Genomic DNA, 14,467 nt, shown 5'->3' with positions numbered 1-14,467 from the left:
GATAGGGGGCGTGTACAGAGTGCCGGACTTATTTGTTAAGGCTGATGCGGGCAAATGGGCACTTCTCCGGACGAACCGAGTAGAGATTGAAAAGCTCCCCGACCCCTCAAGTAGTTAAGCTTTCTATACTTTCCTTATAAAATATACCACGATCTTCCAATCCTTTTAATATAAACCTGACACACTCCGGTTTTCTTCCAATAAATTCCGGGGGAGATATACCTTTTTGGGGATACAGTCCTTTGGCGAGCATTCTTATTGCCATGGTTGCCGTATATCCGGTGGTTCTTGCCATGGAATGTGTGTTTGTTTCCTTATCCAGTCGATCAAACAGATCATAGGTATATCTTAATTTTTCACCATCTTTGGTTCCTTCAACGATTACTCTCATTACCGTAATATCAGATTCTCCCTCCTTTAACTGCCATTGGGGAAATAATAATTTTGCGGTAAACTCCAGGGGTGAAATTCTTGTACCTTTTATATCTATTTCTTCTTTATTAAAAAATCCGGTTTCCCTTAAAACCGCCATTTTTTCAACATGACCGGGATAACGCAGGGTTTTCTCCTTCATATTTGCCGCATCGATGGTTTTGGCCAGGGTGCGCAAACCATCACTGTTAAACGCTTCCAAGGTTCCTATTTGGGGAAAGTCCAAATATTCAGCATCCGATAATGCCGGACGAACAACTAAGTTTCCATTTTCAACATAACGAGCTGGACGTGTATATTCTTCGATCACATCGATGGGTGAAAAAACGGCTTTATATTCATAGGGCCATTCCCGAACCTCAGGCAGCCCACCCACGTAAATCAATGCCGTTTCTGTTTTATCCAATAAATGATCAACATATCCGATCAGTACATTGCTCATTCCCGGCGCTACACCGCAGTCCATTATCGCGGTCACACTATTTTTTTTAGCAAGTTCATCCAGGGTAAAGGGATCTTCCGGGGAAAAGGCAATATCTACCACGTCTTTACCCGATTCAATGATCGCTTTTAAGGTGCTGTATCCCATGAACCCGGGCATGGCATTTAAAACCATATCAAAATCTTTAGCCATTTCCGGTATACTGGTTGAATCCGACAGATCCTTTTGAATGGTGGATATATTGTGTTTCGCACCAATTTTATTCAAAGAATCGCTATTTATATCGGCAAGGGTTACATTGAATTCCGCATCTTTGGCTAAATCGATTGCCATGGGACCCCCCACCAAACCGGCGCCAAGGATTAATACTTTCAATACGTTACTCCTTTCTGTTGGTAGTTACTGTATTCAATGGAGAATCAAACTGTCTGCGAATACGGGAAATAAGATATAGGGCAATTAAGAATTGGGTTTCTCAATAATTTTATGCCTCAGTTTCATATAAAATCTTTCACCACAAAACACAACAAATAAAAAATCTACCATATATTGTATGTTATAATAGAAAACATACCCTCTGTTGTGTTTTTTTCTTTACAAGCAACATCTTTCCTGCTATAAATTTAAGGATTAAAATATAAGCAAAAAACACGACATAGCGAAATATAATCGGAGATCTTAAGCATGAAGCTTAAAAAACTTGAAATATCCGGATTTAAATCCTTTTTTGAAAAGGAGAGTATTGAATTTCCGGTAGGCATATCTGCAATTGTTGGGCCCAATGGCTGTGGCAAAAGCAATGTGGTTGACGCGTTGCGATGGGTGATGGGCGAGCAGAGCGTAAAAACGCTTCGCGGCAAGTCCATGGAAGATGTCATTTTTGCCGGTACCAAAGGTAAGATGCCTCTTAATATGGCAGAAGTGTCTTTAGTGCTAAGAAACGATAACGGCTCTGCACCGGAAGAATTAAAGGATTTTACTGAAATTATGCTTACCCGGCGTCTGTATCGATCCGGCGAAAGTGCCTATTTAATAAATAAGCAGCCATGCAGGCTCAAAGACGTGCAAAGGGTTTTTTTGGGAAGTGGCTTGGGCGCAAAATCGTATGCCGTTATCCAGCAGGGAAATATCGGTGCCATCACTGATGCCGGGCCGGATGAAAGAAGATTTTTTATTGAAGAGGCTGCCGGGACCACCATCTTTAAAAGTAAAAAGATGGAAGCCCTGCGGAAAGTGAAGACCACTAACGCAAACCTGTTACGCATCAATGACATTATTTATGAAATTAAGCGCCAAATGGCCAGCCTGAAGCGGCAGGCAAGAAAAGCGGAGCTTTTTAAAACCCACCAGGAACGTATCAAACAACTCGACATCGGCCTGGCCCTGTTCCATTATGATAATTTTACGCAAGATATTGATAAAGCAGATTCTTTGTTAAAAGAGTTGAAAGATGCAGACATCGGTCATTCGACCCAGCTGGAAAAGCTTGACCTGGCCATTGAAGAAATAAAACTGCAGCGCTGGGAAAAAAATCAGGAAATATCGACGCAAAAAACAAATAAATATGAAATGCAGCGAGATATTGACAGAACCGAAAACGATCTCGCGCATTTCAAAAAGGATGTGGAAAGACTTGCCATGGAGGCTGCAGAACTTGAATCGGCAAGGGAAGAACTGAAAGAAAAAAGAAGTAAAATGGAATCTGAAGTTGCCCGATGTGAAAACCAGAGCGGCATTATACAAAAGGACATTGATGAAACCAGGATAGTGCTGGAAAAATTGCAGTCCGATTCAGCCGGCATAAAAGAAAAATTGTCTGTGCTTAATGGGGAGCTTGAAAGCTGTAATACGGAACTGGTGGACAAAGTGGCTCAGGAAGCCAGATATAAAAACATATATCAAAATGCCTCAAGTAACAAAGCAAACCTTAAAAGACGTCTGAAACGGGCAAAGGAAGAAGAAGCCATCGCAAAAAAAGAGGCTGCTGATGCATTGAAAAGAGAAACCGGAGCAAAACAGAAGCTTGCATCTTTAAAACAGAAAATCAGCGATCTTTCAAATCGCATTGAAATCACCGGCAGACAGCTGGATGATAAAAGCAAGACATTGGCCGGGCAGGTAAAGCATGTGCAGACCCTGGAATTTGAAAAAAACAATATTAAATCAAACCATGCGGCCTTAAAGAAAATGGAGGACGGATTTGAATGGTACAAGGACGGTGTCCAGGCAATCATGAAAGCGCATGGCACCAAACCTGAGGGCCAAAACTCAGACACCAACAACAAAGGTGTCAACCTGCAAAACGGGGTCATATGCCTGATGGCGGATATTATCGATCCAAAGCCCGGCTTTGCGACTGCAGTGGAAGCCGCCCTGGGAGAATCTTTACAGTATATATTGGTCAAGGACCAACAGGCGGGCCTTGATGCTGTGGACTATCTTCAGTCTAACAGCGCCGGCCGCAGCGGATTTATTCCCATATCGACCATCAGACAGATTGAATATGGACAGCAAAAAAAGCCTGCGCCTGCAAAACTTCTTTTAAACCATGTCGCTGTAAAAGAGGGCTTTGAAAAAATTACCCGCGCGCTGTTGGGACACATTATTGTAGCAGACAATATGGAAGAAGCCAGAACGATCTTCAACAGAAACGGGGCACTGCAAACCGTAGTCACTAAAGACGGCGATGTGCTTTCCCATCAAGGTTTGATCATTGGTGGAAGCAAGGACAAATTTACCGGTATCTTCACCAAAAAACAGGAAATTAGAGATTTAAAGCGCAGTATTGATGACTTAGATCGGAAATTGGAGTCTGCCCGCCAAGATCAAACCGAGATGGAGTCTGAACTTCGCATTTTGGAAAGTGACCTGCAGGAATTGATCGAACAAAAAAACAAGGTTTCCCAGCAGGAAGTTGAGTCGGAAAAAGATTTTTACAAAGCCTCTGAGGATTTAAAGCACTGCCGGCATCACCTTGAAATTGTTGGTTTGGAACAGCAGCAGTTGATGGGGGAAGAAAGCGATGCTGATGAAGAAATGGCAGAGTATAATAACGCTTTGGCCGATATTTCGCATCAGATTGAAAACCTGCAGAACACAGTGGCGGAAAAGTCAGCCCAAGCGGATTCTATATCCGCCCAGGTAAACGCTTTTGACCAGGAAACCGTGGAACTGAAGCTCAAACTGACCTCTTTAAATGCAAGACTGGAGAACAACCGCAATACAGCCGATCGACTTAAAGAATTTCTTGATGATAATGTGGAGCAACTTAAGCAGCTGATTGCTGAAATCAGCCGAAAAAATCAAAAAGAAAATTATCTTAAACAGAAGATAAAGGAATCTGAACAGAAGCTTTACGCGAATTACGAAGATATAAAGATTTTGCAGCTTGACATTGATAATAATGAGAAAGATTATCAGAAAATTGATTCAACGCTGAAAGATAGCGATGATAATATCTCAGGCATTCGCAAGAAACGGGAAAAAGTGTTGGAAAAGTTTCGTATGCTTGAACTCGAACAGTCCCAGCGGCATTTAAAGCGGGAGAATATCGAAAACCGTCTGATAGAACGTTATCACATGACTATATCCCAAATAAAGGCGGAAAATGAAAAGATATCAAAGGAGCTGAAGCAGACGGTGAAGATGTCACCGGATGAAATGGAAGAAGAACTTTCCCGTTTACAAAAAAAGGTAGACAATTTCAGTGATGTTAATCTCAGTGCCATAAAAGAATATGAACAGCATAAAATCAGGTTCGATTTTCTTTCCAAACAGCACGACGATCTGGTAAAAGCGGTTGAAGACCTGCAAAAAGTCATTAAAAAAATAGACAGGATCACTCAAGAACGATTTATGAATACACTAAGCCTGGTGAATGAAAAACTTTGCGAGGTATTTCCGCGTCTTTTTGAAGGGGGAACAGCCAAGCTTGTGCTTTCCCAACCGGACAACCCTTTGGAAACAGGTGTGGAGTTTATGATTCATCCACCCGGTAAAAAACTTACCAGAATGAGTCTTCTTTCAGGTGGAGAGAAGGCGCTATCTGCCATCGCCTTTATATTTTCACTTTTTTTAATCAAACCGACATCTTTCTGTCTTCTGGATGAAATTGATGCACCCCTTGATGATGTGAACGTATATCGTTTTAATGACCTGCTCCAGCTTATTGGTCAAAAGTCTCAAATTGTGATGGTCACGCATAACAAGAGCAGCATGGAGTTTGCCGACACCCTTTTCGGGATTACCATGGAACAAAAAGGAATTTCAAAAGTTGTCTCGGTAAACTTTGAGCAACAGGAAGAAATGCCAAACTGATTTTGTAACTGTTCACGGTTGCCGGTTATACAGTTTACGGTTGAAAAAACAAAAAGCATAGGAAAATTATGGGGTCCTCTTTTGACGATTCAGATCTTAAAAATTCAGGTTTTGCACCTTCTAATTTATCAAAAGCCTCAGACGGTAAGGCGTAAAAGTAAAATTTCAAAGCGAAATATAGTGTTTGTGATTTTAACAACGGCGTCAATCAATAACCATTAGATTGATGCTTCAGTCGCTGCATAGTTCATTGGAAAAAATGTGAACTGTGAACCGACAACTGTGAACGGTTATCAGGATTTCTATGGCTATAAACTGGCTAAAAAAAAAGGCTCCGAAAGATAAGGAAGAGCTATCGGATCGGGAAACTATTCATTTCAAACGCCTGAGAGCGGGACTGTCCAAAACCCGCCAAATTCTAACCACCGATCTTGAAGACCTTTTTGCCAAAAAGAAAAAAATAGATAGCGACATGTTAGAGGAGCTTGAGGAACTTTTAATCACCTCGGATATGGGTGTGCAGACATCCATGGAACTCATCAATCGTATCTCTGAAAAATCTTTAAACATAGACGGTACAGGTGAGTTGAAAAATACGCTTAAAGCGGAGATCCTTTCATTTCTCGATGTGCAAGCTCCGGTTCATGATAAGATGGTCGGCCACCCCCATGTGATTATGGTGGTCGGTGTGAACGGAACCGGAAAAACCACCAGTATCGGCAAGCTTGCCGCAAGGTTCACCTCTAGCGGAAAAAAGGTGCTGGTTGCGGCTGCCGATACCTTCCGGGCAGCAGCGATTGAACAGCTTGAAATATGGGCCGACAGAGCAAAGGCCGAAATCGTTAGACAAAGAGAAGGGACCGATCCAGCCGCAGTTGCGTACGACAGCGTTGAGGCTGCCATAGCCAGAGATTGTGATATCGTGCTTGTTGATACTGCGGGAAGACTTCACACCAAAAAAAACCTGATGGAAGAATTAAAAAAAATAAAACGGTCTATTTCCAAAAAACTTCCGGGAGCTCCCCACGAAATTCTGCTCGTCCTTGATGCCACCACCGGTCAAAACGCATTATCTCAGGCCAAATTATTCAATGAAGCTCTTGATGTCACCGCTATTGCCCTTACGAAAATTGACGGAACGGCCAGGGGCGGGGTGGTGGTGAGTATCTTTACTGCCCTTAAAATTCCGCTGAAATATATCGGGGTTGGAGAACAAATTGATGATTTGCAGGACTTTGATCCTGTCGCATTTGTAAAAGCCCTGTTTTAAAAGTTGCAATCCGTGGCATCTACTGATAATACTTATTTTTCGGCAAACTAGTATTGCAAATGCTCGTTTTTAGAGGGCCTACCATATTTTTTTTAAAAAAAGTGCTTGAAAATGCAGAATTCTGTTGACATGAAAAAGCACCTACTATATTGACATAAGCAAACAGGCGATTGGCTTATGTTTGTCTACCATTAATTAAACAAAAGGGGGAAAAGAAGAATGACAAAAGCAGAACTGGTTGAAAAGATGGCAAAGGATGCAAAGATTTCCAAGGTTGCAGCTTCTAATGCATTGAACTCTTTTATGACCAACATCACCAAAGCGCTGAAGAAAAAAGACGGGAAGGTGACTTTGGTCGGGTTTGGTACCTTTGCAAAGGTCCGCCGTAAAGCACGCAAGGGACGTAATCCACAAACAGGCGAGCCGATTAAAATCAAGGCATGTAATGTGGTAAAATTCCGCGCAGGCAAGAAGCTTAAAGACGCGGTATAAACAAATTCCAAAGCGGTTTATTTGAAAATCAAATAAACCGCTTTTTTATTTTTCTTATATTCCGTCCGCTTGTGGCGGGAAGCTCCATTTGAAGAGCTTTAAATAGAGTCAATAGGTGATTTTAAATTCTGTAAACTCACCGGTATAATTTTCCCAATTGACCTCCGTCTTCTCCACTTTCGCAGGGGGGGAACCTTTCCGGCACCACGCCAGAATTAAATCCACACTGTTGGTATCTCCCTCAAACAGGGCTTCTACGGTTCCATCGGCTTTATTCCTAACCCACCCTGATACACCATAATGCCGGGCAGCTTTAAGTGTCTCCATTCTGAAAAAGACACCCTGTACCCTTCCGCTGATAATGACATGGGCTCTTTTTTTATCTTCCATGGCTCACCTTTATCCTGGTTTAAGGTTAAAAACCGCATTCAGATCATCCGGTTTGAAACAGAATATATTCATTAGAAACAAAAATTCGTTTTTCAATCTTAGTTCGGTTTGTCCGGGAATCGCCGGTTTGCCCGGTACCAGACTTAACAAATGAGATCGGTATCGAACACGCCCCCTATCTTCTCAGTGAAACCGATACAGACAGAGACGATCAACGCCGCCGTGGGATTCTGCCCCTTGGGGCTGGTTCAAATTTAATCTCAGCGAGATAGCTGCCGTACGTTCACTTCTAAATAAGATTGTAAAGTCTGGTACCGGGCAAACCGGCGATTCCCCGGACAAACCTTAGGTTTCATGCATCGTTGTGCCAGTTGGGCATGAAAATTGATGGCAAACAATAAAAACGCATTCCCCAAAAGCTTTTTTTGACCTGTTTTATAAGAACAAATGAATAATACTCTCCAACTATTTTCATGAGGGGCGTTTAGCCCCCGGTCTTTTCAACATGTCAAAATATTCGCTTTCAGCTATAATTCGGATTCCCCATTTTTTTGCTTTGGCAATTTTTTGCCGGCCCGGGTTTTCTCCGCATATCAGATATTCCGTATTTTTACTAACAGCACTTTGTACCATTGCGCCTTGTCTTCGGGCGGCTGCCTGCATGGATTCCCTGGTGCCCTGTTTCATTTTTCCGGTGAACAGGATTCTTTTACCAAAAAAGAAATTATGGGAAATATTTTTATCGGTTTCAAGAACGCTTTTTTCCAGATTAAAACCCAAAGACAGCATATGATGGATAGTCTCTTTTATCCTGTCTATGCCGGTTGAAATTGACCGGCTGGTGATGGATCCAAAGCCATGTATGGTCTCAATATCTTCAGCCTTTGCGTTGAGAAGATCTTCCAGCCTGATGTATGAAAGCAGCTTTCGGCTATCTCCCAGCCCAAGGTCGGAAACACCGAAAGCAGCCAGAAAGCGCCAGTCTTCCACAGATTTACTGATGCTTATATCAATCGCCTCTGCAAGATTTTTGGACTGAACCGGTCCAAAACCGATATCAATAAAATCATCAATTGCCATGGCATAGATCTTTTCAAGGCTGTCAAACCCATTAGTTACAAGTTTTTGAATGGTTTTTATGCCGAACCAGTCCGCATTGCCAAGGGTTTTAAACCAGTGGCTGATACCCTGTTCGATTTTGGCTTTGCAGGAAGGATTGTTGCATTTTAAAAAGTCCTTATTCCATTCTAAGGTATACCCGCAGGAGGGGCACTGTTGAGGAATGCTGAGGCGATCTGATTTTTGGATGACCTTATCGAGCTTTGGGATCACCTCTCCGCTTCGTACAATTTCAATTTCAGAACCGATGCCAACATGTCTTTTCTGCAATAGGCCCGCGTGATGGGCGGTCACCCGCCTGATGGTGGCTCCGGAAAGACGCGTCGGGCGTACTTCAAGAACGGGGGTTATATTCCCGGTTCTTCCTACCTGCCAGGTGATTCCTTCAACAACCGTAACAGCGGTGTCTCCCTTCTTTTTAATAGCGACCTGCCATCGGTAATGGTGAGCGGTGGCTCCCATATATTTTTTAACCTCACCATCAGTGATTTCTGCCACCACACCATCTGTGGGGTAATCCGTCCTTGATATAAGATTCGCTATAATTTTATCTGTATTTTCTAGAAGCTCATTCCCACTTCCTTCCCAGGTTGGGAGCATGCCATAGGGAACAAAAACAACCATTTTATCCTGAAGCGCTTTTTGGGCAAATTCATTCAGCGTATCCGATGAAATAATTCCGACCACCATGTTTCTGGGATGCTCAAATTGATCGGATAGATGTTCATTAAAATAAGATTTAACAATCACAATTTCGCCGATACCCAATCCCCTTCCACCCAGAGGAATTACCCCTTTTTTAAAGGCATTGCTGATGTCGTAGCCAACTTCACCGTTTCCCCTGGTGGCAAATATTTTTCCGTCATCACGCCCGGCCAGGCCGTCAAGTTTGGGAGTGACTTTAAATATTACTTGTTTAATACCTATTTCAACGGCTTCTTTTTCAACCCTGTTTATAAATCGCATCAGCTCGTTTTTGCTGTATGCTTTTTCGGTTGAAAGCATGGGAGCTGGATGCCTGATTTCTCTTTTGCCACTGAATTTTTCAGGTTCCACCAATTGCAGAAATGGATGATCGGGTTCAAGTTTTTTCAGCTTTTCAACCAGGCGGTCATATTCGTGATCACTCACCAGCGGTTTTCCGCTTCGGTATGCCTCGTTATATTCTTTTAAAGTTTTAACCAGAGTTTCAATGTTTTCCATTTGATTCTATATTTGTAACCGCTCAGGTATTTAGGTTGAAGACTGAAGGTTGAAGTATATCAATCATCTCGTAATGATCGATACACTTCAGCCTTCAACCTTCAGTCTATCCACCTGAGTAGTTATCTTTATTTAACACGTTAGATATTGCTATTATCGCTTTAGCCACAGACATGCGGCTTTCCTTAAATTGCTGGTTTCTAAACCCGGGCCGCCATGTTAAAGTTGAAAGTTCATCAGAGACCACAAGAATGCCGCCCATTTGCACATGGCGAAATTTTCCCACCGTAAAAAGAGCGGACAGCTCCATTTCAACGGCCAGAACATCCTTTTCCTGATAATATTTTACCTTTTCACCGGTTTCCCGGTAAATGGCATCGGTAGACCAGACCATACCCTGGTGAAAATCAAGCCCTGCTTGGGTTAATGCTTGTTTGGTATTTTTAAGAATATAAGAAGAGGGTAAGGATATTCCATCCTTGCTTTGGTGGTAATGCTTCGAGGTCCCTTCGTCAACAATCGCACCGGTGGGAATAATAATATCTCCGATTTTAACATGGCGGGAAATGGCTCCACACCACCCGAAAAATATAATTTGCTTTGCTCCCCAGGCAATCAGTGTCTCAAGCAGCATGACTGCATATGGTGCGCCGACAAAAGGTCCCACCACCGCCAATCCAGCCTCAGCAGCCTTTTCAGCATATAACCGGCTGACAAGCAAATTCCTGTATTTGCTTTCATCCACATCGATCAGGTGACAAAATAAGCCCAGATCAGCCTGAGCGCTCACCATTACTGCCACGGGACCCAAATTCGGTGAATTTTTTCCCTTTACAGGAATGACGATGCCATCATTTTTATCATTCCGGCTTGGCAAGGCCTGACAGTTCATCTTTTACCTCATCGATAATGTCGTAAAACCACATCAAATCCTCAATGGTAAGGCGGCCGGCTTTCACAGGGGCTCTTTCACTGCCGTCTTTTTTAAGCAAAATCCTCGGGCCGATCTGAACTTTTGCCTCTCCACTGCCATACCGGTTGATGGAAACAACGAGTCCGGTTTGTTCACATTTCCATTTCTTTAGAACCTTGTCCATTTCAGGATCATAAGCCATAGTATCCTCCTTAAACGGTTAATCAAATTTAATGGCGTCGTAGAAAGTCCCATATACTGCGTTGCAGCACTTTTTCAGGAATTCGGCATACTACATGTATTGCCTCATCCCTGAAAAACCACTGCGCCTTGTATATGGAACTTTCTACTTAGCCATCGGCGCTACTTTTTACGAGCCCATCAAGTTTGATGATTGGGTAAAAAGTAGAAATATGAGCTTTAATGTCATTCTCTAACAGGCGGGAACATTTAATTTGTTATGCAATACAGGTTTCGCTTATCAACTGCGCTGTGTCAAGGGTTAAAAATGCTTTGTGGTGAAGAACCGTCCTGAATGTGATTTGGTTTTTTTAAAATTCAACGGATTTTCCGCAAAAGGAAAAAATGGCTGTTTCAATCGGCAGTGGTTTCTATTTTTCATTATAGAAAATTTGGAAGGTATCGATGAGCTTGGTCATATTCCGGTTGAACTTTATACCGCTTGCCATAAATATGTACCGATATATGGAATTGCGGTATAAGTGGTTGTAGAAAAAAACGTTTCGATAACGGAACGTTTTTTTGACAACCACTATAACGGCAGTTCGGCCCGGCCTCATTTGTAGTCCAAACCCAACTTTCGCAACGTTTCAGAAGTCGGAATTCCCCTATCGTCCCAACCCATACAGTGATAAAAATCCTGCACCATGGGCTCAAGGTTTACCTGGAGGCCTTTGGCCGGTCCCTCGGCAACAGGCTGATGGACAAAAAAATCGGGTAGAACATCGGCGTGGAAATCAGAGCTGTGACGCAGGTTAAACATTTTTTCCATGTTCACCAAACGTTCGCCGATGAAGAACAATTGTTCGGCAGATATATCAAAACCGGTTATTGCTTTGAGTAGTTCAGACTCAAGCACCAGATCGTAATTCGCTGATATGGCCAAGGCGGGAACTTTGCAAAGGCCTAGGGAGTCGATGACCATACTTACAATCATACATTTTTTTACCAGCGCTCCTTTTCCTTCAGTTGCGGTGAAATTCACCACTTGTTCGGTTCCGAACTCCCTTTTGGCCTTTTCGGGGCTGTATCTGTATTCCGGTATCGGGTAAACACTTGTAAAATCGCCGCCTCGCAATGATACGGTGTAGGACAGTGCCGTTCCCATCAACCCCCTCGGATCTGCTCCGTAAATTTCGACCCCTTTAACGTGATAGGCATATTTTTCAGCCTCTTTCCCAAAGGTCTTGGCTGCCCGGCGAACACCACCGGCCAAGATTTTCCCCAGGCCTCGACAGGATGCAATCTGCTGAATGAGGGTTTCCATAGTTTCAGCATCACCCCAGCGCAATTTTAGGCCTCCGGTGTCTTCCTGGGTGATGATACCACGATCGAACAGATCCATGGCGAAGGCAATGACTCCACCGGTAGATATGGTGTCCAGGCCCAAAATGTTGCACAGATTGGTCAAATATAACAATGCCTGGGGGTCGGTAAGACCGCAGAGCGGCCCCATCTTCATTACAGTTTCATACTCGGGACGCCCACCCTGGAAATCCTTATAATTGCCCTCGCTGATTTTGATTTCTGCCTTGCAGTGTACCGGACAGCGGTGGCAACCGGTCTTTTTAATTACGTATTTTTGCAGCCCCCGGCCGTCGATCTCTTTAGCTCCGGGCACCTGACCCTGCCGGTAATTATGGGTTCCCAACAATCCCCACTGATTGGTTTCGAGTACATCACCCGCACTGCCATAAGTGGCGTAATCATGAAATCGCCCCACATTGGTTTTCATATTTTTAATGTAGTGTTTTACAATTTTTGCCGTAACCCCATTCATTTTTTCCCGTTTGTTTTCAACCTGGACCACCAAAGCCTTCACATGTTTGGAACCCAACACAGCTCCTAAGCCGGTTCGACCGGCGGCATGGTCTCTTCCGGCCAGAACGCTGGCGAATAGAACCTGATTTTCCCCAGCCGGACCGATGCTCAGCATCTGGGCGCGATTATCTCCCAGATCGGATTTTATCTTCGATTCTGTTTGCCGAGTGTCCAGCCCCCAGAGTTGTCCCGCATCTTCGATTTCAACTCCTTTTGAGCTTATTCGGATATAAACAGGATTGCGGGCTTTCCCAGTGATGATCAGACTCATGATGCCCAACGTTTTTAGCCTGGCACCGAAAAACCCTCCCACATTTGAGCTGGCAATCAGTCCGGAAAGAGGGGATAACGCACTCAGGTGTATCCTTGAAGAGGCGGGGGCCGCTGTTCCTGTAAGCAACCCCCGGGTTATTATCAGCACATTTTCGGCGCCCAAAGGGTTGAATGGTTGCGTTAATCGCCGGAAAAGAGTGTTGATATTGAACCCGAAACCTGCCAGGTACTTGCAAGCCGTGGCCTCGGTGTAATCTTCAGTCATGATCTTATTTTGAGTGAGATCGATTTCAATTATTTTGTCTGGTGATGTCATAATCTATTCCGGTTATTTTTTTATTCCTTCAAGTGTACTGTTGATTACATTCAATATGCTGTTATCGGTGTGAGAGGCTGTCCTTTAAGGCCGCCACCAGTTCTTTAACATTTTTTGGCGGTGGTGGGAATTCGGGCTTAGCCTCCATTGAAATAGCCCCTTCAGGGCAGCCGGTCGCACAGACCGCACAACCGAAACATTTGTCCGTATCCAAAGTCGGATGCTGATCTTCTCCCATGGTAAGGGCCTGGGGCGGACATCGGTCAAGGCAGGTTTCGCATGCGACGCATCTGTCCGTGTCGAAACGGGGCTGGTAACCGGAGTTAAAGACCCATCCGGGCTTGGGTTGCTTCAGAACATGAGTGACGACCTCACAATGCCAACGGTCGCAATTGCATAAAAAATCAATTTCATCGGTGGTATTTCGGCTCATATGGATCAATCCGGCCTTTTCCGACCGGTCCAACAGCGCCATGGCCTCGTGTTTGCTTACTTTTCTTCCACCGATACGCTCCACCATGTAATCGGCGGCCTGACCGAACCACATGCATACCTCCATGGGCATATCATGAATATCTTCACCACACAGCTTGGCGGCATGCCTGCAATAGCAGGTACCCACGCCAATGGAATCATATTTTTGAATATAGGTGGCGACCTGGTCATAAGTATGGACCCGGTTGCCTGCATCGATGGTTTTTTCCACGGGGATGACTCGCGTGACGGGAAAGGTTATTTTTTCAACGCCTTTGGATGAGTTGTAGGCTTTTTTGTAATTATGTATCAGTCGAGCCAGTTTGCGGTATCGGGTGGAGTCTTTGCCCGCAATAAACTGGTACTCGAAAATGCCGGGCATAAACGGTAAGCCTTTATAAACACGTTCACCGCTCTTGATAAAAGTGGCACACAGTCCCTTGTCCGCCATGGCTTCAAGCAGGGGGCGAAGTCCTTTTGGGTCACGGTTTAATTTCTGCGCGATTTGTTCAAGGGGTTCCGGCTGCTTTCCAAGAGCATTGTTTACCTCTGCCTCTTCGGGGGTGAACACTTCCTCCACCAGTTGGAAAAATTCAGGGATATCCAGCCCTGTATACGGTCCCCGGCGTGACTGCATCACGGTTAATAATTACAGAGCTAAACCCCCAGCTAAGCTGGGGAGAATGGCAAAAGCTATGCTGAGTATTTAAAAAATGCTCCTTTTGGATTAAAGGTAACAGCGCTGATTCTGTGACCAAAATCCAA

The 14,467-nt window shown here is 44.0% G+C and carries 10 protein-coding genes; 3 read left to right on the top strand and 7 right to left on the bottom strand.

Annotation, left to right across the window (positions count from 1 at the left end; all coding sequences use genetic code 11):
• Nucleotides 1–106: 106 nt before the first annotated feature.
• Complete coding sequence (locus SWH54_01125; GenBank protein ID MDY6789844.1) at nucleotides 107–1,249, bottom strand: saccharopine dehydrogenase family protein; 1,143 nt, start codon at nucleotides 1,247–1,249, stop codon at nucleotides 107–109.
• A 309-nt stretch (nucleotides 1,250–1,558) separates the two neighbouring features.
• Here SWH54_01125 and smc point away from each other — a divergent pair, with 309 nt between their 5' ends.
• From smc to SWH54_01110, 3 genes are all read left to right on the top strand, one after another.
• Nucleotides 1,559–5,191, top strand: a complete 3,633-nt coding sequence (smc, locus tag SWH54_01120) for a chromosome segregation protein SMC (GenBank protein ID MDY6789843.1) — start codon at nucleotides 1,559–1,561, stop codon at nucleotides 5,189–5,191.
• A gap of 304 nt (nucleotides 5,192–5,495) precedes the next feature.
• Nucleotides 5,496–6,461: a signal recognition particle-docking protein FtsY gene (ftsY, locus tag SWH54_01115; protein ID MDY6789842.1), complete on the top strand. Its 966-nt coding sequence runs from the start codon at nucleotides 5,496–5,498 to the stop codon at nucleotides 6,459–6,461.
• Between the two features lie 219 nt (nucleotides 6,462–6,680).
• Nucleotides 6,681–6,953: an HU family DNA-binding protein gene (locus SWH54_01110; GenBank protein MDY6789841.1), complete on the top strand. Its 273-nt coding sequence runs from the start codon at nucleotides 6,681–6,683 to the stop codon at nucleotides 6,951–6,953.
• A gap of 108 nt (nucleotides 6,954–7,061) precedes the next feature.
• Here SWH54_01110 and SWH54_01105 read toward each other — a convergent pair whose 3' ends face one another.
• From SWH54_01105 to SWH54_01080, 6 genes are all read right to left on the bottom strand, one after another.
• Nucleotides 7,062–7,343 (bottom strand): acylphosphatase, encoded by a 282-nt coding sequence (locus tag SWH54_01105; protein MDY6789840.1) that lies wholly within the window; start codon nucleotides 7,341–7,343, stop codon nucleotides 7,062–7,064.
• Nucleotides 7,344–7,814: 471 nt separating this feature from the next.
• On the bottom strand, nucleotides 7,815–9,665 hold the full coding sequence (locus SWH54_01100) for a BRCT domain-containing protein (protein MDY6789839.1): 1,851 nt from the start codon (nucleotides 9,663–9,665) through the stop codon (nucleotides 7,815–7,817).
• A gap of 106 nt (nucleotides 9,666–9,771) precedes the next feature.
• The gene (locus tag SWH54_01095) at nucleotides 9,772–10,557 is read right to left on the bottom strand and encodes a nucleoside phosphorylase (protein ID MDY6789838.1); all 786 of its coding nucleotides are present in this window, start codon (nucleotides 10,555–10,557) and stop codon (nucleotides 9,772–9,774) included.
• On the bottom strand, nucleotides 10,526–10,780 hold the full coding sequence (locus SWH54_01090) for a hypothetical protein (GenBank protein MDY6789837.1): 255 nt from the start codon (nucleotides 10,778–10,780) through the stop codon (nucleotides 10,526–10,528). Before SWH54_01090 ends, SWH54_01095 begins: the two co-directional genes overlap by 32 nt.
• A gap of 594 nt (nucleotides 10,781–11,374) precedes the next feature.
• Nucleotides 11,375–13,228: an aldehyde ferredoxin oxidoreductase family protein gene (locus SWH54_01085; protein MDY6789836.1), complete on the bottom strand. Its 1,854-nt coding sequence runs from the start codon at nucleotides 13,226–13,228 to the stop codon at nucleotides 11,375–11,377.
• A gap of 61 nt (nucleotides 13,229–13,289) precedes the next feature.
• Nucleotides 13,290–14,339: a 4Fe-4S binding protein gene (locus tag SWH54_01080; protein ID MDY6789835.1), complete on the bottom strand. Its 1,050-nt coding sequence runs from the start codon at nucleotides 14,337–14,339 to the stop codon at nucleotides 13,290–13,292.
• Nucleotides 14,340–14,467 lie beyond the last annotated feature (128 nt).

Source organism: Thermodesulfobacteriota bacterium, assembly GCA_034189135.1.
Classification (GTDB): domain Bacteria; phylum Desulfobacterota; class Desulfobacteria; order Desulfobacterales; family JAUWMJ01; genus JAUWMJ01.
The sequence above is the reverse complement of the archived record's forward strand: the minus strand, read 5'-3'. Positions and strand labels throughout refer to the sequence as shown.